The organism is Streptococcus infantis (assembly GCF_019929575.1).
Classification (GTDB): domain Bacteria; phylum Bacillota; class Bacilli; order Lactobacillales; family Streptococcaceae; genus Streptococcus; species Streptococcus infantis_L.
Map to the genome: position 1 here is coordinate 1 of NZ_JAHZPU010000027.1, position 25,738 is coordinate 25,738.

Genomic DNA, 25,738 nt, shown 5'->3' on the forward strand with positions numbered 1-25,738 from the left:
AGGTTTACCTGTTTGTGTAGCACCTTGAATATCTGTTGTTTCAGCTGGTGTTGCAGTTGGTTTAACCGGAGTTACTGTTGGAGTATATGTTGCAGAAGCTTTTGTTCCGTTCTTATCTTCGCGGACAACTGTCACAGCTGGTGCTTTACCAACAAATGATTTTTCTGGAACAAATGTTACTGTACCGTCTGGTGCTACTGTGTATGTACCAACACCTTCTACTGTCTTAGTTGTTGATCCATCTTCAAAGGTTGCTGGAACAGTTTCATTAATTGGAACAGTCTTCTCAACACCGTTAACTTTAACTGTACCACCCTTAAATTCTGGTTTACCTGTTTGAGTTGCACCTTGAATATCTGTTGTTTCAGCTGGGGTAGCTGTTGGTTTAACAGGAACAATCTCAGGAGTGTAGGTTGTACCTACAACGATACCGTTTGAACTTTCAGCCACAACTGTAACTGGAGTTACTTTACCAGTGTAAGATTTATCTGTTGGTGTGAAGGTTACAGTACCTGTTGCTGAATCAATTGAGAAGGTACCAATTGCTGTTACTCCATCCTCTGCATAAGCTGGGGTAGTAGTAACCTGATTACCATCATCATCTAAAAGTGTATAGCTATTATCTTTAATAGTAATTTCTTTATCTTCACCATTAACTTGTACAGTTGTACCTGCAAATGTTGGTGTTCCTGTTTGAGTCGCGCCTTGTACATCAATTGATGTTGCCGGATTCGCAGTTGGCTCTGCCGCTACTACAGTTGGTGTATATGCTGCATCCGCTGTAATAGTAGATTTTTTACCATTTTCATTAGTAATTGTAGCAGTAGCTTGAACTTTAACTCCCTTAGCAGTTCCAACGAAGTCTTCTTCAGGTGTAAATGTTACAGCACCAGTAGTAGGATCGATTGTGTATGTTCCTTCCCCTGCTACTGTCACAGTTGTTTCATCAGTAGGTTGTCCAGTTGCTGGATCTACCAATTTCTTGCTTGTGATTTTTGCAGTCTTATCGTTACTCAAATCAAATGTTGGCGTTTGAGTTTGAGGAACATTTTGGATGTCCTCAGAAATCTTGTCTGTAGGAGTCACTGTGATTGGTGTAACCGTTGGGGTGTATTTAGCAGTTGCCGTTTTAAGAGCATCTGTAGGAATTCTACCATCTTTATCACGACCAACCGGAGCTGTAAGAGAAACTGTTACCCCTTTAGCAGTTCCAGTAAATCCTGGTTCCGGCACAAATGTAACTTTTCCAGTTAACTCATCTAGGTAGTAAATCCCTTCTCCTTCTACAGTTAGAACAGGATCATTGATTACCATGCCAGTTGTAGGACTGACAAACTTAGCTGGATAATCAAATTCTGGTGCTACTTTAACTTTTTCACCATTACTGTTAGTACCCTCTAATTCAAATTCAGGAGTACCTGTCTGCGTAGCACCTTGAACATCAGAAGATGTTTTATTAATACCCTCAAGATTTTTTGGAGTTACAGTAGGGATGTAGAGGCCATCCATGTTATCCATTACTTCATTGATTGAAGGAAGAGCTGTTTTGTCTTTAGAGTTCCAGTCAGTTGTGGCACCGTTGTTGTCTGTACGACGGATAGAAATTCCGTCTGCAGTGCCAACAAAGTTATCTTCTGGAATGAACTCAACATCTACATCCTTACCATTAGCAGTAATCTTGTACTTACCTTGACCAGCTACAGCATAGTAGCCATCTGCATCTGGAGTGACAATCTGTTTAGTCTTATTGTCAATCATGACCGGTGCAACTTTTTCATCGATGACTGCTTTTTCAGAACGACTATATTTTGACAAACCTTGAGGAGTAAAGGCAACAGTTGCAGTTTGTTTAACTCCCTGAATGTCCTGTGTCTCCTTACGCTCACCTTTTGGCGGGAATGTTACTTGTGTCTTGAAGTCTTCTACCTCACCAGATAGAGCCAAGCCAGTAGGACTTTCAATCTCTTTTGCTTCTTTAGCAATACGAACACGGACACCAAGCTCCGTAACAGTCGGGTCGGTAATTGCTTTACCATTATTAAACTTCAACTCAACAGTGCCGTCTTGTGTGATTGTAGCAAGATCAGAGCGTTCGTTATCGTCGAACTTGCCATTTTGGTTAAAGTCAATCCAACCGTAAAGATAAGCTTTATCTGCTCCACCAGTATGAGCTTCAACCTTCAAAGTATAGTTGCCTGGACGAGTACGATCCAACTTGATCATCTCATTAGTCGCACCCTTCAAGTCATCTGGTAAGATTTGGTCAACACCTTCATCACCAGAAGTAGCTTTGTCATCACCTTCCCAGTCAAGGGCATTATGTTCATCCATATCCGGACTTACACTTCCTAAGTATGGTTGAGCAAGTTTTGCTCCTGTTACACCGTCTACTGTTCCAATTGAATGTTGTGCTTTTCCATAACTTTCTGGAGCGTCTCCTTCATCAAGAGGGAAGAATCCAATCATAGCAGATTGTTTACCTGAAGATGCAATATACAAACCAACTTCTGATGCACCGCGTGTCATAACCAAAGGAACAGAGAATTTGCTAGCAGATACGTTTGGACCAAAGACACCCGTTCCTAGACCACCAGTAACCTGGTCTGGACTTCCAAAGTATTTCCATGCTACTGGTTTTTTATCTGGGCCAACCTCATTAGCATCACGAAGTAATTCCAAGTTTAGTCCTGATATTTTAGTACCATTTACATCAACAAATTTTGATCTACCATAGTTATTTGCGGGATCAAAATAATTGTGTGTGTCTTGAACTACATAATTCAGTGTAGGCAAATTACCTTTTTTCCACTCTCCGACATATTGCCATCCAGTACCGTTTGTGGTAAAGGTAACAATTTCACCAGGGTTAGCAGACTCTCCATCAGCTGCAACTACTGCTGGTTTGACAACTTTACCACGGAAGGTTGCAGAAATTTCAAACTGAACCCCGATATTTCCGCCATTATAATCTGGTGTAATGGTTGTTCGTTTTGAACCAGTATCAATTCCTTCTTTACGAATTTCGGTCCAACCATTTTGAGCATCTGCTACTACTAACGCTTCTTCTCTGTTTGCGAAAGCTGCTTTAGTTGTAGAATCTCTAATAGTTCCAATGTATCCATTTTTTGCATTTGGATCATAGGTAGCTTTTTCTGCTTCAGTGGCTCCTTGGTCTTCCATGCGTTTTTTATAGATTTCAGTAGCTTGGAAGGGTTTCAATGATTTAACTTTGATGTTCACCACATAACCAGGCATGATTTCCTTAGTATATGTAGAGCCTACTTGAAGAGCTGTTCTTCCGTCTTTACTTTTCGTTGTGTTAGTCCAAGCAGCGGTATCACCAAAGTCTAACCAGTTAATTTGTTTAACCAGCTCTTTAGCATTTATATCAGAAAATCCTGTTGGTTTTTCAACTTTTGGTGTTGAAGTTGCGTCTTCTACATCATCCGCGATCAAGTTAGGATCATTAGCATCACCTAGAGCACGACGAGTACGATGTTTCGCTGTATTTTCCGCTGCAACTGTATCCGCTTTTTTTTCAACATTAGCTGTTGTAGTTGGAGCAGCTTCTGAAGCAGTCACAAGTGCTTCTGCTTGATAAGTTGTTGTACCTGTTTCTTCTGTTGGAACTACAGGTGCTGCATCTGCTTGATAAGTAGTTTTAGGCGTTTTTTCTGTTTCAATAGTTGGAAGACTAGCTGGACTTTCTACCTCCGTAGTCGCAGCAACTCCCTCAACTTTTTTATCCTCTACAGCTTCATCCGCACTAACGTTTGTAGCTGTACCGATCATAACTAAGGTACCGAGTAAGACTGAGCAAACTCCTACATGTAACTTACGAATTGAAAACCGACTAATACGGTCGTTAAACAAATCATTTTTCACTATATTACCTCCAATTCCCATCCGGTATTGTATATATTGTTATATTTTATACGTTGTTTTACTATTGCTTCTAATTCAAGCAACGCCTTATTTTACCACTAGTCTAGTCAAATTTAAAGCATTTTGCTCACCTTTTCGAAAAAGTATATTTATACTTTTATACGTCAAATTGTTAACGTTTTTTTATAAAAATATGCAATTATCATTAAGTATTTACGACCTCAAAATAGCTTCCATATAATCTATAAAGATCTTAACGCTAAACCGGATTATGTGACTCCATTTTATCCTGATTACAGAAAACCAATGAAGAAAACGGATTTTCACAAACCATCTAAGATTCCTTGCCTTGAAACAACTGGTATGCCTACTAGAGTACTCCTTAAAAAGCCTTACTTTATGTGCTATCATTGCTCAAAAATGGCAGTAGGTGAAACTTATCTAGTCAAGAAAAGCATCAAATCCCTCGTATTATCCTCCATTAGATTATTATTCAAAAAAATGATTGAAAAGACTTCTATGACAGATATTGCACATTAACTTTCCATTTCAATGTCTTCAAAACATTTCTTAAGGACAATGTTAAAATCATCAATACTCTTCAATTACCCTATTCCAACGCCAAATTGGAAGCGACGAATAATCTCATCAAACTTATCAAACGTAATGCCTTTGGTTTTCGGAACTTTGACAACTTTAAGAAAAGAATTTTTATCGCTCTGAATATAAAAATGGAGAAGACATCAATTGTCCTCTCCAGATATTAGCTTTTCTTCAACCCACTACAGTTGACAAAGAGCCTTATTTTATTCACTTACCTCAACAGTTTCAACGCCTTCTTCTACAGCCGTATCTACTGGAGCTTCTCCTTGTGAAGATGCTAGGTAAGACTCTTCATTGACTGCTTTTGGTTCAAGGTTACGGTAGCGAGCCATACCAGTACCAGCTGGGATGATCTTACCGATGATGACATTTTCCTTGAGACCAAGGAGATGGTCTTTCTTACCACGGATAGCCGCATCTGTAAGGACACGAGTTGTTTCCTGGAAGGAAGCTGCTGACAAGAAACTATTGGTTTCAAGTGAGGCTTTGGTGATTCCCATAAGGACTGGACGACCAGTCGCTGGCACTCCACCTGCGATGAGAACATCCTTGTTAGCATCTGTAAAGTCGTTGATATCCATGAGAGTACCCATGAGAAGGTCTGTATCCCCTGGATCCATGACGCGAACTTTACGGATCATTTGACGAACCATTACCTCGATGTGTTTGTCACCGATTTCTACCCCTTGGCTACGGTAAACTTTTTGTACTTCACCGAGGAGGTAAGTCTCAACTGACAAGACATCACGTACAGCAAGGAGACGTTTCGGTTGGATAGAACCTTCTGTCAATGCTGCACCACGAGAGATTTGATCCCCAACTTCAACACGCATACGAGCTGTAAATGGTACCACGTATTCGCCTTCTCCAGTTTCACCCTTAACGAATACTTTCTTGGTACGAGTTGAAGCATCTTCTTCGATTGCTGTAACTTCCCCTTTGACTTCTGTGATGACCGCTTCCCCTTTAGGATTGCGGGCTTCAAAGATTTCTTGGACACGAGGAAGACCCTGAGTGATATCGGTATTTGAGGCAACCCCACCCGTGTGGAAGGTACGCATTGTAAGCTGTGTACCAGGTTCCCCGATAGATTGGGCAGCGATAGTACCAACTGCTTCACCAACTTCAACCGCATCACCAGTCGCCAAGTTGATACCATAACAGTGACGGCAGACCCCATGACGAGTGTTACATGTAAATACGGAGCGGATCGTTACTTCTTCGACACCAGCATTGACGATTTCACGCGCCTTGTCTTCTGTGATCAATTCATTTGGACCGATGATAACTGCACCAGTTTCTGGATGCTTAACAGTTTTCTTAGTGTAACGACCATTGAGGCGCTCTTCAAGAGATTCAATCATCTCTTTACCTTCAGTAATCGAACGGATCAAGAGACCACGGTCAGTTCCACAGTCGTCCTCACGGATGATAACATCTTGGGCAACGTCAACCAAACGACGAGTCAAGTAACCTGAGTCGGCTGTCTTAAGGGCCGTATCGGTCATACCTTTACGAGCACCGTGTGTTGAGAAGAACATTTCGAGTACTGACAAACCTTCGCGGAAGTTTGAAAGGATTGGCAATTCCATGATACGTCCGTTCGGAGCAGCCATCAAACCACGCATACCGGCAAGCTGTGAGAAGTTTGAGATATTACCACGGGCTCCAGAGTCCATCATCATAACGATTGGGTTCTTCGGATCTTGGTTGGCGATCAAGCGTTTCTCCAATTTTTCACGAGCAGCACGCCATTCAGCTGTAACAGCATTGTAGCGTTCGTCGTCTGTGATCATACCACGACGGAATTGTTTGGTGATTTGTTCTACACGTTTGTGTGATTCTTCGATGATTTGAGCCTTGTCTTCAACAACTGGAATATCGGCAATACCCACTGTCAATCCTGCAAGCGTTGAGTGGTGGTAACCGAGGTTCTTCATACGGTCAAGTAGGGCAGAAGTTTCTGTCGTACGGAAACGTTTGAAGATTTCAGCGATGATATTTCCAAGGTTTTTCTTCTTAAATGGAGGGTTCAATTCAAGTTTGCTAATCGCTTCCTTGATATCTCCACCCAGTGGCAAGAAGTATTTATCCGGAACGCCTTCTGTCAAGTTGGCATTGTTTGGCTCTTGCAAGTAAGGTAGGCCTTCTGGCATGATATCGTTGAAGAGGATCTTACCAACAGTTGTAAGCAAGACTTTATGTTTTTGCTCTTCTGTCCAAGGTTTGTTGAGGCTGTCTGTTGCAATACCTACACGTGAGTGAAGGTGAACATAACCATTGCGGTAAGCCATGACAGCTTCGTCACGGTCTTTGAAGACCATGCCTTCACCTTCACGACCTGCTTCTTCCATAGTCAAGTAGTAGTTCCCCAAAACCATGTCCTGAGATGGAGTAACAACCGGTTTACCATCTTTCGGGTTCAAGATATGTTCAGCAGCAAGCATCAAGATACGAGCTTCTGCTTGGGCTTCTTCTGAAAGTGGTACGTGGATGGCCATTTGGTCCCCGTCGAAGTCGGCATTGTAGGCTTCACAGACAAGTGGGTGCAAGCGAAGGGCTTTACCGTCAATCAAGACAGGTTCAAAGGCTTGGATTCCCAAACGGTGAAGGGTAGGTGCGCGGTTCAAAAGCACTGGGTGTTCTTTAATCACTTCTTCAAGGATATCCCAGATGCGTTCGTCTCCACGTTCTACCAAGCGTTTAGCTGCTTTAACGTTTTGCACGATATCACGCGCTACGATTTCACGCATAACGAATGGTTTAAAGAGCTCGATAGCCATTTCACGTGGCACACCACATTGATACATCTTAAGAGTTGGACCAACGGCGATAACGGAACGTCCTGAGAAGTCAACACGTTTACCGAGCAAGTTTTGACGGAAGCGTCCTTGCTTCCCTTTAAGCATGTGGCTCAATGATTTCAGCGGACGGCTACCTGGTCCTGTGATTGGACGACCACGACGGCCATTGTCAATCAAAGCATCAACCGCTTCTTGAAGCATACGCTTCTCATTTTGAACGATGATACCTGGTGCATTCAACTCAAGCAAGCGAGCCAAACGGTTGTTACGGTTGATAACACGGCGGTAAAGGTCGTTCAAGTCAGATGAGGCAAAACGACCACCATCCAACTGCAACATTGGGCGAAGATCTGGTGGAATAACTGGAAGGATGTTGAGAATCATCCATTCAGGTTTGTTTCCAGACTTGTAAAAGGCATCCAAAACATCCAAACGACGGATAGCTTTGACACGTTTTTGTCCAGTAGCTGTTTTCAACTCTTCTTTGAGTTCAGCAATTTCTTTTTCAAGATCTACTTGTTTCAAGAGGTCTTGGATAGCTTCGGCACCCATTTTAGCAACGAATGATCCGTAGCCATATTCACGCAAGCGCTCACGATATTCACGCTCTGTCATGATAGATTTGTGCTCAAGTGGTGTATCCTTTGGATCAATCACCACGTAAGCAGCAAAGTAGATTACTTCCTCGAGGGCACGAGGACTCATATCAAGGGTCAAGCCCATACGGCTTGGAATTCCCTTGAAATACCAGATGTGAGATACAGGAGCTTTCAACTCGATGTGTCCCATACGTTCACGACGAACTTTTGTACGCGTTACTTCAACACCACAACGGTCACAAACAATCCCTCTGTAACGAATGCGTTTGTACTTACCACAAGCACATTCCCAGTCTTTTGTAGGACCAAAGATGACTTCGTCAAATAGTCCTTCACGTTCTGGTTTCAACGTACGGTAATTGATTGTTTCAGGTTTTTTGACTTCTCCATAAGACCATGAACGGACTTTACTTGGAGAAGCTAGTGTGATTTGCATACTTTTAAAACGATTTACGTCAACCACTATTTCTTCCCTTTCTATTCTAAGTGAGCTACTTATTCTTGTTCAGTAGCTTCTTCTGTTGCTTCCGCTTTTGCACCTTCTTCAGCTTCAAAAGCAGCTTTTGCTTCTTCAGCAGCTTTTTTACGTGCTTTTTCAAGGTCATCTACGTGGATGACATCTTCGTCCATGCCCTCATCAAGATCACGAAGTTCAACTTCTTGATCATCTTCGTCAAGGACACGCATGTCAAGACCAAGTGATTGCAATTCTTTAACAAGAACTCGGAAGGATTCTGGAACACCTGGTTTTGGAATTGGTTTTCCTTTTGTAATAGCTTCATAAGCTTTCAAACGTCCGTTGATATCGTCAGACTTGTAAGTCAAGATTTCTTGAAGGACATTTGATGCACCATAGGCTTCAAGCGCCCAAACCTCCATCTCACCGAAACGTTGTCCACCAAACTGAGCTTTACCTCCGAGTGGTTGTTGCGTAACGGTTGAGTATGGTCCGACTGAACGAGCGTGCAATTTATCATCAACCATGTGGTGGAGTTTGATCATGTACATGACACCAACTGACACACGGTTATCAAATGGTTCACCAGTACGTCCATCGTAAAGGATAGTCTTAGCATCGCTATCCATACCTGCTTCCTTAACAGTTGACCAAAGATCTTCTGAACTTGCTCCGTCAAAGACTGGTGTTGCGATGTGGATACCAAGGGTACGAGCTGCCATACCAAGGTGAAGCTCCATTACCTGACCGATATTCATACGTGATGGCACCCCAAGTGGGTTCAACATGATATCAACTGGAGTTCCGTCTGGAAGGTAAGGCATGTCTTCTACAGGAACGATACGAGAAACAACCCCTTTGTTTCCGTGACGTCCGGCCATCTTATCTCCGACCTTAATCTTACGTTTTTGAGCGATGTAGACACGAACTAGCATGTTAACGCCTGATTGCAATTCATCACCGTTTGCACGTGTAAAGATTTTAACGTCACGAACGACACCATCGGCACCGTGTGGTACACGAAGGGAAGTATCACGAACTTCACGAGATTTGTCTCCGAAGATAGCGTGCAAGAGACGTTCTTCAGCAGAAAGATCTTTTTCACCCTTAGGTGTTACTTTACCTACAAGGATATCCCCTTCTTTAACCTCAGCACCGATACGGATAATACCCATTTCGTCAAGGTCTTTAAGGGCATCTTCACCAACGTTTGGAATTTCACGAGTGATTTCTTCAGGCCCAAGCTTTGTATCGCGAGTTTCTGATTCGTATTCTTCAAGGTGGACAGATGTGTAGACATCGTCTTTCACCAAGCGTTCACTCATGATAACGGCATCCTCGAAGTTGTAACCTTCCCATGTCATGTAGGCAACGATTGGGTTTTGTCCAAGCGCCATTTCTCCATTTTCCATAGAAGGTCCATCTGCGATAAAGTCGCCTTTTTCTACAAGATCACCAACTTTAACAAGCGTACGTTGGTTGTAGGCAGTACCTGAGTTTGAACGACGGAATTTTTGGATATGGTAAACATCCAATGAGCCATCTTCACGGCGAACTTCTACCTTGTCAGCATCGGCATAAGTAACTTTACCATCATACTGAGCAATCACAGCCGCTCCAGAGTCGTGCGCTGCTTGATATTCCATACCAGTACCAACGTAAGGTGCTTTTGGATCAATCAATGGTACAGCCTGACGTTGCATGTTGGCACCCATGAGGGCACGGTTAGAGTCGTCGTTTTCCAAGAAAGGAATACATGCTGTCGCAACAGCAACTACCTGTTTTGGAGAAACGTCCATGTAATCAACACTTGAAGCTGGGTATTCTTGGTTAACCCCTTGGTGACGTCCCATGACAACTTTTTCAGCAAAAGTGCCATCTGCGTTCAATTTAGAGTTAGCCTGTGCTACTGTGTATTCATCTTCTTCATCAGCAGTCAACCAAACGATTTCGTTAGTTACTTTTCCAGTTTCACGATCAACCTTACGATATGGTGTTTGAATGAAACCATACTTGTTAAGGTGTCCGTATGAAGACAAGTTGTTGATCAAACCGATGTTTGGTCCTTCAGGTGTCTCGATTGGACACATACGACCATAGTGAGTGTAGTGAACGTCACGCACTTCATATCCAGCGCGGTCACGTGTCAAACCACCAGGCCCTAAGGCAGACAAACGACGTTTGTGTGACAACTCAGAAAGTGGGTTGTGTTGGTCCATGAACTGTGACAATTGAGAAGAACCAAAGAATTCTTTAATTGCTGCAGTTACTGGACGGATGTTAATAATTTGTTGAGGTGTCAATACTTCGTTATCTTGAACAGACATACGTTCACGAACGTTACGTTCCATACGTGAAAGTCCAAGACGCACTTGGTTGGCAAGCAATTCACCAACAGCACGGATACGACGATTTCCAAGGTGGTCGATATCATCCACACGACCAATACCTTCAGCCAAGTTGAGGAAGTAGCTCATCTCAGCCAAGATATCTGCAGGCGTTACGATACGAACCTTGTCATCTGGATTTGCATTACCGATGATAGTTACAACACGGTCTGGATCAGTTGGTGCAACAACCTTGAATTTTTGAAGAACAACTGGCTCTGTTACTACAGCAGCATCATTTGGAATGTAGACAATCTTGTTCAAATCGCCATCCAAATGACTTTCAATGCTTTCAATCACGCTACGAGTCATGATTGTTCCAGCTTCCACCAAGATTTCACCTGTTTCAGGGTCTACCAATGGTTCAGCAATGGTTTGGTTAAGCAAACGTGTTTTAACATTGAGTTTTTTATTGATTTTGTAGCGACCAACTGCAGCCAAGTCATAACGACGTGGGTCGAAGAAACGAGCTACAAGCAAGCTACGTGAGCTTTCAGCAGCCTTAGGCTCACCTGGACGAAGGCGTTCGTAGATTTCCTTCAAAGCTTCGTCTGTACGAGAGTCCATTGGGTTCTTGTGAATATCTTTTTCAACAGTATTACGAACAAGATCGCTGTCACCAAAGATATCAAAGATTTCATCATCGCCTGAGAAACCAAGCGCACGAACCAAGGTCGTAAATGGAATCTTACGAGTACGGTCGATACGAGTGTAGGCGATGTCTTTTGAGTCGCTTTCAAGTTCCAACCAAGCTCCACGGTTAGGGATAACAGTTGAACCGTAACCCACTTTACCATTTTTGTCTACCTTGTCATTAAAGTAAACACCTGGAGAACGCACCAACTGTGATACGATGATACGTTCACCACCGTTGATGATAAAGGTTCCCATCTCAGTCATGATTGGGAAATCACCAAAGAAAACTTCCTGTGTTTTGATTTCGCCAGTTTCTTTGTTAATCAAGCGGAAGGTTACAAAGATAGGTGCTGAATAGCTGGCATCGTGGATACGAGCCTCTTCTAGCGTATATTTAGGTTCTTTGATTTCGTAGCCAACAAATTCCAACTCCATTGTGTCTGTGAAGTTTGAAATTGGCAATACATCTTCAAACACTTCCTTCAGACCATGGTCTAGGAAATCTTTGAATGAATCAGTTTGAATTTCAATCAAATTTGGTAAGTCAAGAACTTCTTTGATTCTTGAAAAACTACGACGGGTACGATGTTTCCCGTATTGAACGTCATGTCCTGCCAAGATGATTCTCCTTTTTAAATAAAGTTCCAAGCTTAGTGATCTAAGCTAGTAATTATCGTTAGATGGTTCTAAAAACCCTATCAACTTATCCCCTTTGACTAATTTTCAGAATCTTTAAATCTTTGTTACAAAGGTCGAAAAACCTGAAAAAAAGCACAAAAAGAGCAGCTAAATCCGACTTTCTCAGGAGATTTAACTGCTGTGAGCCTTGTCCGGACAATATTTCAGACAAAACCTACGACAAATGATTATTTATATTATACCTGATTTTCTTTGATTTTTCAAGGGTTTAAAATATTTTTCTCTTCCTCTAATCCGTTAATTATCTACATCTTTCTTTGAAAAATCAAGTCCATATTTAGGAAAACGCTTGCCTTAACTATTCCCTCATGCTATACTGTTATTGAAATTAATAGACAGGAGACATTTTATGAAAACAGCTAAAACCACTGTTACAATCGTTTCTGCACTTGCATCTGTCATCTTATTGACCAGCTGCGCCACAAAATCCACAGAAACACAAACATCCGCTAATAACTCATCTGACAATCAGATTACAATGACTTACGACCAACTACGGTCTAGAGAAAATACCATGTCAACTCTCTGGTATCAAAAAGCAGCCGAAACAAAAGCCTTGTATCTACAAGGCTATAATGTTGCTACAGATCGTCTAAAGGAATTACTGAAAACAGAATCAGACAAGCCTTATTCGATTGTTTTGGACTTGGACGAAACGGTCCTAGATAACAGTCCTTATCAAGTTCAAAATGTCAAAGATGGAACAGCATTCACACCTGAAAATTGGGATGTTTGGGTCCAAAAAGCTGCAGCAAAAGCCGTCCCAGGTGCTAAAGATTTTCTTCAGTTTGCCGATCAAAACGGTGTCCAAATCTACTATATTTCTGACCGTTCAGTCGACCAAGTAGATGCTACCATTAAAAATCTAGAAAGCGAAGGTATTCCTGTACAAGGACGTGATCACCTCATGTTCCTAGAAAGTGGTGTAAAATCCAAAGAAGGTCGTCGACAAGCAGTTCAAGAAAAGACAAATCTTGTGTTACTATTTGGTGATAACCTTGTAGACTTTGCAGATTTTTCTAAGACTTCTGAAGCTGATCGTGACAAACAACTAGAAGAATTGCAAAAAGAATTTGGTGAAAAATTCATCATCTTCCCAAATCCAATGTATGGATCATGGGAAACAGCAGTTTACGGTGGTAATAAACTAGATGCCAAGGGACAAGTAGAAGAACGCGAAAAGGCTTTACAAGGCTTTGACAAGTAATGAAAACTTGGTATTCAATAAGGCCATAAGTACAAAAAGAAGTGCAAAAGCTCTTTAACTGACAAAACTCAAAAAAGCGGACAAGAGAGGATTCTGATAACCAGAAAACTTTCCTGTTCGCTTTTATCATGTGAATCGTATCTTAATGAGCCAGCATTTCTTGGGCGATTTCTTGACCAGATAAGCCATCTGGATAGTAGGTTGGCCAGTTATCCATTTCTTCAAAGAGGGCTTCCTGGCTAGTACCTCCAAAGAAGATATGGAAATGTTCTGCCTTGACTGGAGCGATATTGTGGTCGCTAAATTGAACATACTTGAATTGTCCAGCATCCGCGTCTTTCGCTTCAAAGAGATAACGAACTCCTCGATTCCCTTTCTTATAAGTCAAAATTTTCTTGCCGACATACTTGTATGTATATTTCTTACTTTGGTCACCTTGGATGAATTCCATAGTATTATCCGTTATATTAATCTTAGATACATCGGTTTGATAGCCTTTTTGATAGTAGGCTTTGTATTCATCCTTGGTCATTTTACCAGTCAATTTAGCCTTGTAGTCAAAGACTTGATCTAGAGTCCCATTTTCAAGGAAAGGATAAGCAGACTGCCAGTTACCAGCATAGTCACTCAAGGTGCGATCCTTAACATCTGCATCCTCAAAGTAACCATTTTGAACGGTTTTAGTTTCCTCGGCTTTTTCTGGTTCAATTTCTGCCCCAATCTGATCAGTTGTTTGCTTGAGGGCCTTGAGATTTTTCTCCATGACAGAGATATAGTTCTCACCGGCCTTCATGTCCTCTTCAGTCAAGCTTTCCAGAGGATTCAGAACGTCTAACTTAACTCCTGTTTCTTTTGAAAGAGTATTAGCTAGAGCTTGTGAGGCATTTTCTTCAAAGTAGATATAAGAAATCTTGTTTTTCTTGATATATTCGGTCAATTCTGCCAAGCGGCTTGCTGAAGGCTCCGCATCTGGCGAAAGCCCAGAGATAGAGACTTGAGTAAGTCCGTAGTCTAAGGCAAGATAACGAAAGGCAGCGTGTTGAGTCACAAAACTCTTTTGTTTAGCACTAGAAAGTCCTTCAGTATAGGCTTTATCCAAGGCTTGCAATTTTTCGATATAGGCTGCTGCATTTTGCTCAAAAGTCGCCTTCTTATCTGGATAGTCAGCTGAAAGACTATCACGGATGTGCTCTACAAGTTTGATTGCACGCGCAGGAGACAACCATACATGAGGGTCATACTCGTGATGATGACCCTCTTCGCCGTGGTCATGGTCTTCCTCTTCTTCACTACCTGGAAGAAGCAACATATCTCCAGTAGCCTTGATTGTTTTTACTTTTTTGGCATCTAGTGAATCTAAAAGCTTGGGAACCCATGTTTCCATGTTCTCATTTTCATAAACAAAGGCATCAGCGTCTTGGATTTTAGCAACTGCCTTAGGCGATGGTTCATAATCATGTGGTTCTGTCCCAGCTCCGATCAAGAGCTCGACATTGGCTGTATCTCCTGCTACTTGCTTGGTAAATTCGTAGACAGGATAGAAAGTTGTGACAATATTTAATTTTCCGTCTGCCTGTTTTTGATTGGAACAAGCTACCAAGAAAACTGTCACAAGACTTGCCAAAAGTAGGCCTAGTTTTTTCATTTTCTTCTCCTATTTGATAAAACGTTTGATTAAGCTGACTAACAAAAAGACAACTACAAAGATAATGGTAATACTTGCACTCGGTGGTGTCTCTGCATAATAGGAAATATAAAGTCCTGCTACCATACCTAGAAAACCAATAACGCTGGCAAGAATCATCACAGAACTAAAGTTTTTCCCTAAACGCAACGCGATACTAGCTGGTAGGACCATGATGGTCGATACCAAGAGTGCTCCTGCAGCTGGAATCATGAGCGCAATGGCCACACCCGTTACCATGTTAAAGAGGATAGACATGGTACGTACAGGTAAACCATCTACAAAAGCTGTGTCCTCATCAAAAGTTAAGATGTACATAGGTCTTAAAAAGAGGAAGGTTAAGACCAAAACAACTGCTGCAATGACAAAGAGCCCAATTACCTGTTCTTGACTGATGGTCACAATAGAACCAAAGAGGTATTGGTCCAAACTCATAGAACTCGAGCTCTTACCCTTACTCATAACAATGAGTGAAACTGCAAGTCCTGTAGACATGAGAATAGCTGTCCCAATCTCCATAAAGCTCTTGTAAACCGTACGGAGATATTCAAGAAAGACCGCGGCAATCAAGACAATGGCAATGGTTGAGATGGTTGGAGAAATCCCCAAAACCAAACCAAAGGCAACCCCTGAAAGCGAAACGTGACTCAGAGTATCACTCATAAGGCTCTGACGACGCAAGATGAGGAAGGTCCCAAGGACTGGCGAAAAGAGACTCATGGCAATAACAGCTAAAAAGGCCCGTTGCATAAAATCATAAGAAAATAGATTAAGCATGGTCCACCTCCTGATCACTTTCATGGACATTGAAACAACGCCATGGCGAATCTTGGTCTCGAACAAGGTGGATGTTACGATCTGCGTAATCCTTAACTTCTTCAGGATCGTGAGTAATCATCAAAACAGCCTTGCCATGGTGGTGGGCACTGTGGTGCATGAGCTCATAAAATTCATTCTTGGTACCTGCATCCATCCCTGTTGTCGGCTCATCCAAGATAAAGATATCTGGATCTGAAGCAAACATACGTGCAATGACCGCTCTTTGCTTTTGCCCACCAGAGAGAGAGCCAATCCGTTTATCCCGATGTTCCCACATGCCAACTGAGTTTAAACTAGCCTTGATGTGTTCTTCGTCGTGAGCATTCAAACGACGGAACCAGCCCTTTCTTGGGTAGCGACCTGATTTGACAAACTCATAAACAGTACTTGGAAAGCCTGCATTAAAACTTGCAATCTGTTGAGGAAGATAGGCAATTCTTAGCTTTTTCCCATGAATATTTGTCTTTGAGATAGTTACTTTCCCAATTCGTGGTTGAAGAATTCCAAGACTAGCCTTGATTAGCGTTGTCTTGGCTGCTCCATTTTCCCCAGTAAGGGTGACAAATTCCCCACTATCAACACTGTAATTGATATGCTCAAGCACAGGTTCCTTGTCATAATAGAAGGACAAATCCTCTACTGTGATGTATCTCATTACTTGATTTCTCCTACTAAAGCAGTTAAAAACCGCTGGATAATTTTTTGTTCGTTTGGTGTGAACTGAGTGGCAACCTGCTCATAAGTCGAAAGGGTATGTTCATGATGATGGTGGTGTTCCTCAGCAATAGGTCGAGCCAAGTCTGTCAATTGATAGAAGACAACGCGAGCATCCTTAGGATCCTTAGACGTTTCTAACATTCCCTCCTTAACCAGGGATTTGATAGCCTTTGTAACGGCAGCTTGACTGACATTGAGACGACGCGCCAACTCAGAGTTGGTGAGCGACTCCTCTGATAAAAGCATGAGAATATGCTCCTGGGTATTGGTCAAGGCTACATCACTCGTGCAATGACCAATGAGAATTTCATGCTGATTTTCAGCTTTTAGGATAATCTCATTTAAAAATTGATCGATATCTTTTGCCAACTGTCTCATGATTTGCTCCTTTCTCAGAACAGAATTTCTATACATACAAGGTTTCCACGTTATTCCTTTACTAGTTAAGTATATCACATCCAAGCAAAGAGTCAAGAAAAAAGATGAAAACACCTGAGATGTTTTCATCTTGTAGAATTATTTTTCTTGTTTACGACTAGTCCAGAGGGCTGTCGCTCCAAGAATCATACCCAATAGCATCATGAAAATAGATTGTTCACTACCTGTATTAGGAAGTAATTTTTCTGATACGACTGTCTTGTTGGCAAATTTATCTGCAACCTTATAATCAACTTTTACAGTAGATGTTTGAGCAGGAGTTGTTCCCTGAGTTTTTCCTGATGGAGTTGTTTTTGTTGCTGAATCTTGCTCCGATTTAGCTGGAGTTGTCTTTTGAACTTTTCCTGGCTTAGTTGCATCATTTCCTGAATTAGCTGGAGTTATTCCCTGATTTTTTCCTGGTTGAGTAGGAGTTATTGCTGGATCTTTTTCTGGTTTAGCCTGATCTGTTGTTGAATCTTTGCCTGGTTTTGCTGGATCTGTTGCTGAATCTTTTTCTGGTTTAGCTGGATCTTGCCCTTTACCTTGATCTTCTGGCAGTTTAAATGTTTTTGAATCCACAGAAATCGTGCGTGAGTTTGGATTTACCTTTTCATACTGAGTCAAATCAGCTGTTTTAAGGTAATCTTCAAAGGCAGCATCCATTGAAGGGCCTTCTTCTCTGGCACCACCAAGCATGGTATAACCATCACCACCTGCTGCAAGGAAGTCATTGGTTGCTAGGTAGTAGACTTTTTCCAAATCTAGTTTTTCATAAAGACCAGTTGCACGATTCTTCACTTGAATAGCCAAGACGCGTTTACCTGCGACTAGGTTTGTATCGTAGTAGACCTTGGCTCCTGAAATCTGTAAGAATCCACCACTTGGTTCTAGCAATGGTTGACCATTTTCATCCAAGACAGTTTTTCCTGCCTTATCAACCTGCAAAATAGATCCAAGTGATTTTTCAAACATGTCAAAAACTTGCTGACCAGTTACTTGAATTTGGGAAATTGTGTTCCCAAATGGTAGAACCGCAATGACATTTCCTTTTGTAATTGGCTTATCTTTGGCAATCGTTTCACGCAAGCCACCACCATTGGTCACAGCGATATCTGTTGGATGACTAAATCCTGTTTGACCATACTGGTAGAGAGAATCTGCGACAACATTTCCAAGGTTGGTTTCACGGACACGGACATTTTCACGGTCACCGTTCAATTCAACTGGACTATTTGAAACAACCTCTATAGCATTTTCAGCGTCATACTTTTGTTTGATATCCTTGACAAGTTTTTCAATTTTTGGATTAGCTTCCAATTTCTTGGCATCAGCAGCCGCAATGAGCGAAGGATTACCCAATAATTGGCGAGATTTGTAAGTGATTTTACCAACGTTATGGAGATAGCTTCCTGTCTGGTTGTATGTTACATTGTCTCCATAAGTAGTCGATTCTACTGTATGAGAGTGACCATCAATAACAGTAACACGCTTACCTTTCAAAAGAGGATTTTTTGAAAGTGCTTCTGCAAGTGTTGAACCGCGCCATTCTACTGGCGTTGTTGTATCAACTCCCAAGTGAGCAAGGACAACATAGTGTTTGTAGTCTTTGCCTTCTGCCAAGGCTTTAGCTTGAATTTCTTCGATAACCTTGTTAACCTCTGCAATAGGCTCTGTAAAGGTTACACCTGTAACATTTTTAGGGTGGGTCTTGGTAGCTGTTTCAGGCGTTGTCACACCGATGACGACAAATTCATCACCTTCAACATCCTTGTTCTTATCAACAATTGTTGCCGCTTCAAATAAACGAGCACCGTTGACATAAGTGTTTGAGCTGAGCAATGGGAAGTTCAAAATTTCTTTGTATTTTTTAACTTCATCGAGTCCAAAGTCAAACTCATGATTTCCTACAGCCATAGCATCGTAGCCCATCTCATTTAGGATTTTGGCACGAGCTTCACCCTTTGTAGAGTTTGAAATTGGCAGACCTTGGAAGGCATCGCCTGCATCTACTACTAGAGTTGTTTGATCGCTCTTTTCTCGCTCCTTCTCAATAACCGTTGCGAGTTTGGCATCTCCGATTACTCCTTTTTCTTCTACAATACGACCATGCACGTCATTGGTATGCAAGATAACAGTATCTGCTTCTTCTTTTTGAGGTGCAGCCGCTTCAGCTGGTGTTGCCGGACTTGTAACAACCTCAGGAGTCGCTGTCACTACTGGTGCTTCTGTAGTGCTCACAACTTCTGTAGCTTCTGAAGAACTAGTATTTTCTTCAGCATAGACTTGTCCAGCTAAAAAGGCTGGAGCTAATAGGGCTGTCGATAGCACAGGCAACAAAAAACGTTTATTCATATTGAAATCCCTTTCTCTTCTTTCTTCTACCATTATACGCTATTTAGCATCATTTTTAAACTTTTAACCTTTTTGAAGGTAACCTATCCGACATTTCATAAAAAAAGTCTGAACAAAAAGTTCAAACTCCTTTTCTATATTATTGAAAATCTTGGATATTTCCATCATAGGTTGCCCAATCTTGGCTAAAGAAACGGTCATTCATTTGGTAATCAGGCGCTGTTGTTGGATTGCTCAAAAAGGGATTTACAACCTTATCAAATGCTAACCAGCCTAACCAACCAATATGAATCGTATCCTTAACAAAGTATGGTTCATCACCATCTTTTGAAAAGTCAGCGATGTTGGTGAAGCCTTGACTCTCCAACTGGTAACGAATTTTTTCAATTGCGTGTTGATACATCTCCTCACTCAAGCCTGTATAATCCATCCATTTTTTATTGACAGGTTGAAAGACAAAGAGCACATTCACCTTAGATTTAGCAAATTGATCGAGCACTAACTGCAAATCATTGTACTCACTTGACTGGAGAAAGTTGTAATTTTTTTGATACCCTTCCCACTTTTTTAAATCTTTCTTTAGTTGAGTATTGTAAAAGTGGTTATCCATCCCCAAATCATTATTGGTCGTATTTTCTTCTGCATCCTTACGTGCAATATTTTCCAATTCTTCATAAGAAAATTGATCTGGGAGGCTGCTCAAATATTTTTCAATATGATCCTTGTACTTTAATCGACCATGAATGGAGAATTGACCAAAAAGAGCAGCTTGTCTTTCATTGAACTCGGCAGAGAGATTAACCATCGTTTGATCAAAGTTTGATAATTGTTCATTCTTGGCAAGCTTCTCAACAATCCCCTTCATCGGTACTCTTGGATTTTGCTTCAAGAGTCTAGTGGCCGCATATTGAGCAGCCAGATCTCCGGATTGATTTTCCAAAAAGGCCGTCAACTGGTCATTGTTAAAAAAGCTTTGAAAAGTAGGCGCATCGTGCTCCTCTTTTGTAAACCATTGCGGAGAGATTACAAATACCGCTTGTTTGTTTTCAAGCTCAGATGTGATTTGTTGTAGTCCAAAGTACTGACTAAGAGAAGCTGCTCCTGCCTGCCCCATAAAATAAGGGCGGTAGGAGCGATTGTACTTTTCAGCTAATACTCCTGGATGCATACTATCAAAACGAATCCATTCACTTGAACCAAAGAAAGGGACAAAACGCATATTAGGGTCTGTTAGAGCTCTCACTTTTTGGCTTCTCTCCTTAAAGCTCTCTGTACTAACAGAAGCCGCAGAGTATTTCTCCTCCGTCAGATTATGGCTTCTTGTACTTGGATAAAAAAAGATTAGTAGAAGAACCAACAATCCCGCTACAAAGATAGGCCCAAAGATTAACCACAGGCGTTTAAGCATTCTTTAACTCCGTAATTCCGGCTATGATTTTATTAGCTGTATTCCAGTCATCACGGCCAAATTCTGTAACCGGGACACGAATATCAAAGCGGTTTTCGATTTCCACGATTAATTCAACTGTTCCCATACTATCCAAGACACCTGCATCAAAAAGATCCTCATCCATCATGTCAGAAACATCTTCCATAAACAATTCATCAATAATTTCAATAACTTCTGATTTGATATCCATTTTTTAATTCCTTTTATTTTTTAAACCATAAATCATTCAAAAATCCAGAGAAGATTAAGAATGAAATCATCACGACATGGAAAGTTATAACCATGCCAAGCAACTGAACCCAGCGATTCTCAGGCAAGAGAGCTTGCCCTGCTTTCTTTCGTTCCTTATTGAGCGTTTTTTTCTTACGAAGCCAGGCATCATTAATCACTAAACCTAACCCATGAAAGAGTCCGTAGGCGATGTAAAACCATGTTATTCCATGCCAGAACCCCATAAGGAGCATGTTCAGGATATAGGCGACACTTGAGGTAACATTTCGATTCTTAAACAATTTCTTTCTCGTCATCACCATGACCAAGCGCATAAAGACAAAGTCACGAAACCAGAAAGATAAACTCATGTGCCAGCGATTCCAAAACTCTTTCAAATCCCTTGATAAGAAGGGTTTGTTGAAGTTGATTGGACTACGAATCCCCATCAGATTTGAAATAGCTATAGCAAACATGGAATAACCCGCAAAGTCAAAGAAGAGTTCCAAACCAAATGTGTACATGATGGCTACTACATAATAGTTGAAGACGCCCCCTTCCTGTAAAGCTAAGTTCTTTAGAGGAGGTAACAAAATCTCACCTAAAATATGAGCTAGAATAAATTTGTACAGAAATCCCCACATGATATACCGAACGGACTCAGCTAACATATCCATCAACTCATCGCGCTCTGGAATCGTCTTGTAATTTTCATTAAAACGTTTGAAGCGATCAATTGGACCACTTGAAAAAGTTGGCATGAAGAGAAGAAAACGCAAATAGTCCCACATCTTCAAATCCTTAACGACTCCATCTCTGAGTTCGATAATGACTCCCACCGAACGGAAAGTCAAATAAGAAATTCCGATAAAACCTAGCAAGGATTGTGTGCCATTAATAGCTGGCTGTACCTTCACAAAGATGATAGGAAGTAAAGATAACAGACTAACGAGATAGAAAGTCCATTTCCCGTCTTTAGTTTTTCGATACTGCTTGTAAAAAAGAACCAGTATAATTTGCCATATCAGATAAATTCCTAGGGCAGCCAATTGATTGGTCTTGCCACCTGTCAACATGGTGACAATAAAGAACAGACTAACCAATATTTCATACCAGGCAAAGCGTTTTTTGAAAAAAAGACCGATAAAGATTGGCAAAATAGCAGTAATCACATACAAAAAGTACTGCGGATTCCCATAAGGCTCAATATGAGGAAGCTGTTTAAGAAGCTCCATCATCTATTGTTTACCTCACTAATCAACCCTTTGATGTCGATTTTCCCGTTTGGAGTTAGCGGCAAGCTGTCACGGTAGAGGAATTTCGAAGGCATCATATAAGACATCATAATATCTTCCAAGTCTTCCTTGATCGCTTTCGTGATATCAATTTCGCGCTCAAATTGTTCTTTGACCCCATCTTTTAAGATAACATAGGCCAAGAGATTTTGAACCTTGTGATCTTTATTATAGCGCGGTACCGCAACAGCCGAGTCAATGTACTGAGATTTGTTCAAGTTTTGAGAAACATCTTCTAGCTCAATACGGTAGCCGTTAAACTTGATTTGGAAATCCATCCGTCCACCGTAGAGAAGAAGGCCTTCATCCGTCATAGTTCCGACATCTCCCGTATGGTAGGCTGGCAGACCTTCAAATTCGAAGAAAGCTTCTGCTGTTTTCTCAGGATTATTCATATAACCTTTTGAAACAGCCGGTCCAGACACGATGATCTCACCTTGCTCACCATTTGGCAATTTGTTTCCTTCCTCATCAATGATGAAGGTTGGAGAATCTTCTTTGGTATAACCAATTGGCAAGCGTTTAAGTGTCGCTAACATCTCATCTGTGATAGCAACCGCCGACAAAGCAACTGTTGCTTCTGTTGGTCCATAGGCATTGATGATGCGCGCATTCGGGAAACGTTCACGCAGTTTTTGAGCCGTTTTAACCGTCAACTCTTCCCCATCAAAGTAGAAATGGGTAATGCCTGGCATCTTTTCAGCATTGAAATCTTCAGACAGCATGGCCATATCTGCAAAAGATGGTGTCGAAGTCCAGATAGCAATCGGGAGAGAAAAGATAGTTGCAAAGAGTTGTTTGAAGTCTTGAGTGATGGCTGATGGAAGGGCAAAAAGCGTTCCTCCAAGAGCCAAGGTCGGTGCCCAGTACATAACAGATAAGTCAAAGGAATAGGGTGGTTGCGCCAACATTTGCGGACGCTCTGGCGTCGCAAATTCCTTGTCTGTAATCATCCAGTTGGTGAAGCTGAGCAAGTTGTCGTGCGAAATTTGCACCCCTTTTGGTTTTCCAGTTGTTCCTGAGGTAAAGATGATATAGTAGTTATCATTCCCTTTGACCGGATGTTGCAAATCATACGCATTCTGAGCCGCATGAACTTCACGCACTTGCTCCAAGGACATGACTGGAGCAGCTGGGTTTTCAATTGGAAACTCATTGATGGCGATGATTAGGCTTGGCTCAGCCACTTCAACAATAGCAGACACGCGCTCCAAGGCAGAATGGCTGTCAATTGGGATATAGGCGTGGCCAGATTTTGTCAGGGCCACAAAGGTTGCCAACATTTCATATTCTTGTCCACCAAAGACCACAACAGGTGACTTTTCAGGAAGTCCCATTTGGTCAATATGGGCTGCTAAGCTATCTGAATCAGCCTTCAATTGGCCATAGGTATGCTCTTCTCCAAGGACATTGTAAACCGGAAAATTAGGCTGCTTTTGAGCATAATGCTCAATGGTTTCAATCATATCTACGATTGGTTTGTTTGACATAATAAGGATTCTCCTTCAAGTTAAAATTCATTATAAATAAAGCTTCCTTGACCCTGACCAAGATAGCTAAAGAAGTAAAGTAGCCCTAGAAAGATAAGAAAATACAAGGCTGTCCGACCAAGAAATAGGTACAATTCTTTTCTCTGTTTCATCAAGAAAACCATTCATTTCTGTAATTTTTCACTAAAATAAAATCAATTTCTTACTCATTTATTTTTCTGCTATTATACCACTTTATAGACTATTTTTTCAATTGTTTGCCGTCTATTTACACTAGGTTTCAACAACATTAAATTGTTCCATATGATTCTTTCTAATGATAGTTTGAATACTTTTCAGTGTAGATTATATAAGGAACTACAATAAAGTAGGCTCCATACTATCTATAGAAGATTTCTCGACTATAAATATTATAGAGCCTTATTTTGTGTCTCACTTTATCGGTGCAGTTCCAGTTATCTAGAGATTTTTATAGTCTGTAACCCTAGAATTCACTATAGATAAATTCTTGAATGTTCGAAAAATCAGTTACAAAACAATAAATCACGATGCTTAAGATAACCGTATAGAAAAATAGAGTCCATAAGATTAAACGATGTGTATCAGTTAGCTTAGTTTGCAAATTTGTAAAGTTCTTTTTCAACTTCCATCCATCCTTTCACTCCAACGTGCATCACGTCAAATAAAAAGTAATCATCATACTCTCTGTCCCCATAGTTTAGTACCGTTGCACCATGGGCTTTTGCGACATCTTCTATTTTTTTGTAAGTTTTTTCCCGCATCTCTCTTGAGACACCTGTGTAATCGTTCCACTTCCCGTTTACTGGGAAAATAATGACTTCAACTTCAATGCCCAATTCTTTGGCAACTGTCAAGAAGAGTTCCATATCTGAATACTCTGGTGACTCCAGGTAGCTCAAATCTTTATTAGAATCTTTCAGCGATGCATAGCGATTTTTTAAGTAGGTATTGTAGTAGTTATTATCAACGGCATAGTCATTGTTGTCTGTTTTCTTTTTGACCTCTTCTACAAACTGATTCGTCAGTTGCTCCCAATTGTAGTCCGGAGTTTTATCTCCTAGTGAAGGATAATCTGATTTGGCATGTTTTTGATAAAAAGTCTGTTTGAGCTTAAAGGAATACATCGCGTTATCAAGCTCTAATAGTTTTTTATCAACAATGGTTCCTTTTCCATCTATGAAATAACTTTTGTATTTTTTGTAGATGTCATTTTGTTGCTTGTTCCCCTTGGTAATCTCGATAATACGATTGATTAGTTTTTCTTTCGTTTCCTTACTAATCTTGTCATTATCTAGCATGTGGAAAATATGTTCCTGAGAAGCCTTGTTCAAAAAGGCATCTTGATGGGTTCCATCTTTTTCAAACCACTGAACAGACTCTACTATAGCTACTTTTCGCTTACTCATAGATCCCTCAATCGAGCCCAAGGTCGTAGCCTGAATGATGTTTTGAGAATAACTAGTCCCAATCTGCATGATATTAAAATCGTTGTAGTTAAAAATTTTATTGGGATGATAGTCTTCATTTATCGTCGCAACCAACTCTGAGGAACCCATTAAAACCAGTGTATTAGGAGTAATATTGCTTGTCAGAATGTCTCTACTTTTATACTTTTCATACGAGGTGCTATAACGAATACTATTATCCTTGACTTTATAATAATCATCAATTTTCTTGACATGCGTCACATTTAAAAGAGCAAGCGTCGCAATTACGAGCACAAGCGATAGTAAAAATGCTTTTAGTTTAATCATCTCGTTTTATCCTATCCCTTCGATCCGTCCTCTCTTTTCCATTTCTTATCTCTTTAAAATCGTAATTAAGATTTTATAGGGTTCACCTGAAAAGATAAAGAAACCAATCATGACCAAATTCATGGTCACAAACCAACTCAGTAGTTTATACCAGTTTTTGTTTTTATTTTTCTTGCCCTGTTGTAAAATGAAGTGCAACACAAAAGACATGTTCATCTGATATACTAGAGTTGCAAAAAACAGTATAGA

The 25,738-nt window shown here is 40.9% G+C and carries 16 protein-coding genes and 2 pseudogenes; 3 read left to right on the forward strand and 15 right to left on the reverse strand.

Annotation, left to right across the window (positions count from 1 at the left end; genetic code table 11):
- Positions 1–3,906, reverse strand: a 3,906-nt coding sequence (locus K1I67_RS07855; RefSeq protein WP_223339509.1) for a CshA/CshB family fibrillar adhesin-related protein, incomplete at its 3' end; no start/stop codon positions are given.
- Between the two features lie 285 nt (positions 3,907–4,191).
- On the opposite strand from K1I67_RS07855, the gene K1I67_RS07860 reads away from it, so the two are divergent.
- Positions 4,192–4,425 carry a hypothetical protein gene (locus K1I67_RS07860; protein WP_223339520.1) on the forward strand — a complete coding sequence of 78 codons (234 nt, stop codon included), beginning with the start codon at positions 4,192–4,194 and terminating at the stop codon, positions 4,423–4,425.
- Positions 4,426–4,439: 14 nt separating this feature from the next.
- Positions 4,440–4,652, forward strand: a pseudogene (locus K1I67_RS07865) (transposase); the annotation flags it as partial.
- 39 nt (positions 4,653–4,691) lie between these two features.
- Here the strand turns inward: K1I67_RS07865 and rpoC are convergent.
- Together rpoC and rpoB are read right to left on the reverse strand one after the other, a co-directional pair.
- Positions 4,692–8,354 carry a DNA-directed RNA polymerase subunit beta' gene (gene rpoC / locus K1I67_RS07870; RefSeq protein WP_223339510.1) on the reverse strand — a complete coding sequence of 1,221 codons (3,663 nt, stop codon included), beginning with the start codon at positions 8,352–8,354 and terminating at the stop codon, positions 4,692–4,694.
- Between the two features lie 32 nt (positions 8,355–8,386).
- Positions 8,387–11,989: a DNA-directed RNA polymerase subunit beta gene (rpoB, locus tag K1I67_RS07875; RefSeq protein ID WP_223339511.1), complete on the reverse strand. Its 3,603-nt coding sequence runs from the start codon at positions 11,987–11,989 to the stop codon at positions 8,387–8,389.
- Positions 11,990–12,419: 430 nt separating this feature from the next.
- Between rpoB and K1I67_RS07880 the strand changes: the two genes are divergently transcribed.
- Positions 12,420–13,277 (forward strand): 5'-nucleotidase, lipoprotein e(P4) family, encoded by an 858-nt coding sequence (locus K1I67_RS07880; RefSeq protein ID WP_223339512.1) that lies wholly within the window; start codon positions 12,420–12,422, stop codon positions 13,275–13,277.
- Between the two features lie 142 nt (positions 13,278–13,419).
- On the opposite strand, the gene K1I67_RS07885 is transcribed toward K1I67_RS07880, so the two are convergent.
- The 12 genes and pseudogenes from K1I67_RS07885 to K1I67_RS07940 form a co-directional block, all read right to left on the reverse strand.
- Complete coding sequence (locus K1I67_RS07885; protein ID WP_223339513.1) at positions 13,420–14,922, reverse strand: zinc ABC transporter substrate-binding protein AdcA; 1,503 nt, start codon at positions 14,920–14,922, stop codon at positions 13,420–13,422.
- Positions 14,923–14,931: 9 nt separating this feature from the next.
- Positions 14,932–15,738 carry a metal ABC transporter permease gene (locus K1I67_RS07890; protein WP_223339514.1) on the reverse strand — a complete coding sequence of 269 codons (807 nt, stop codon included), beginning with the start codon at positions 15,736–15,738 and terminating at the stop codon, positions 14,932–14,934.
- Positions 15,731–16,435, reverse strand: a complete 705-nt coding sequence (locus K1I67_RS07895; protein WP_049548546.1) for a metal ABC transporter ATP-binding protein — start codon at positions 16,433–16,435, stop codon at positions 15,731–15,733. Before K1I67_RS07895 ends, K1I67_RS07890 begins: the two co-directional genes overlap by 8 nt.
- The gene (gene adcR, locus K1I67_RS07900; protein ID WP_001249315.1) at positions 16,435–16,875 is read right to left on the reverse strand and encodes a zinc-dependent transcriptional regulator AdcR; all 441 of its coding nucleotides are present in this window, start codon (positions 16,873–16,875) and stop codon (positions 16,435–16,437) included. Before adcR ends, K1I67_RS07895 begins: the two co-directional genes overlap by 1 nt.
- Before the next feature lie 138 nt (positions 16,876–17,013).
- Complete coding sequence (gene nt5e / locus K1I67_RS07905) at positions 17,014–19,269, reverse strand: cell surface ecto-5'-nucleotidase Nt5e (protein ID WP_223339515.1); 2,256 nt, start codon at positions 19,267–19,269, stop codon at positions 17,014–17,016.
- A gap of 139 nt (positions 19,270–19,408) precedes the next feature.
- Positions 19,409–20,677, reverse strand: coding sequence for a D-alanyl-lipoteichoic acid biosynthesis protein DltD (dltD, locus tag K1I67_RS07910; RefSeq protein WP_223339516.1), 1,269 nt, complete (start codon positions 20,675–20,677; stop codon positions 19,409–19,411).
- On the reverse strand, positions 20,670–20,909 hold the full coding sequence (dltC, locus tag K1I67_RS07915) for a D-alanine--poly(phosphoribitol) ligase subunit DltC (RefSeq protein ID WP_075227755.1): 240 nt from the start codon (positions 20,907–20,909) through the stop codon (positions 20,670–20,672). The genes dltD (K1I67_RS07910) and dltC overlap by 8 nt, the downstream gene beginning before the upstream one ends.
- Before the next feature lie 13 nt (positions 20,910–20,922).
- Positions 20,923–22,167 carry a D-alanyl-lipoteichoic acid biosynthesis protein DltB gene (gene dltB / locus K1I67_RS07920; protein ID WP_223339517.1) on the reverse strand — a complete coding sequence of 415 codons (1,245 nt, stop codon included), beginning with the start codon at positions 22,165–22,167 and terminating at the stop codon, positions 20,923–20,925.
- Positions 22,164–23,714 carry a D-alanine--poly(phosphoribitol) ligase subunit DltA gene (gene dltA, locus K1I67_RS07925; RefSeq protein WP_223339518.1) on the reverse strand — a complete coding sequence of 517 codons (1,551 nt, stop codon included), beginning with the start codon at positions 23,712–23,714 and terminating at the stop codon, positions 22,164–22,166. Before dltA ends, dltB begins: the two co-directional genes overlap by 4 nt.
- Before the next feature lie 20 nt (positions 23,715–23,734).
- Positions 23,735–23,866 (reverse strand): teichoic acid D-Ala incorporation-associated protein DltX, encoded by a 132-nt coding sequence (locus K1I67_RS07930; RefSeq protein ID WP_000813667.1) that lies wholly within the window; start codon positions 23,864–23,866, stop codon positions 23,735–23,737.
- A gap of 459 nt (positions 23,867–24,325) precedes the next feature.
- Positions 24,326–25,489 (reverse strand): D-alanyl-lipoteichoic acid biosynthesis protein DltD, encoded by a 1,164-nt coding sequence (dltD, locus tag K1I67_RS07935; protein ID WP_223339519.1) that lies wholly within the window; start codon positions 25,487–25,489, stop codon positions 24,326–24,328.
- Between the two features lie 45 nt (positions 25,490–25,534).
- Positions 25,535–25,738, reverse strand: a pseudogene (locus tag K1I67_RS07940) (hypothetical protein); the annotation flags it as partial.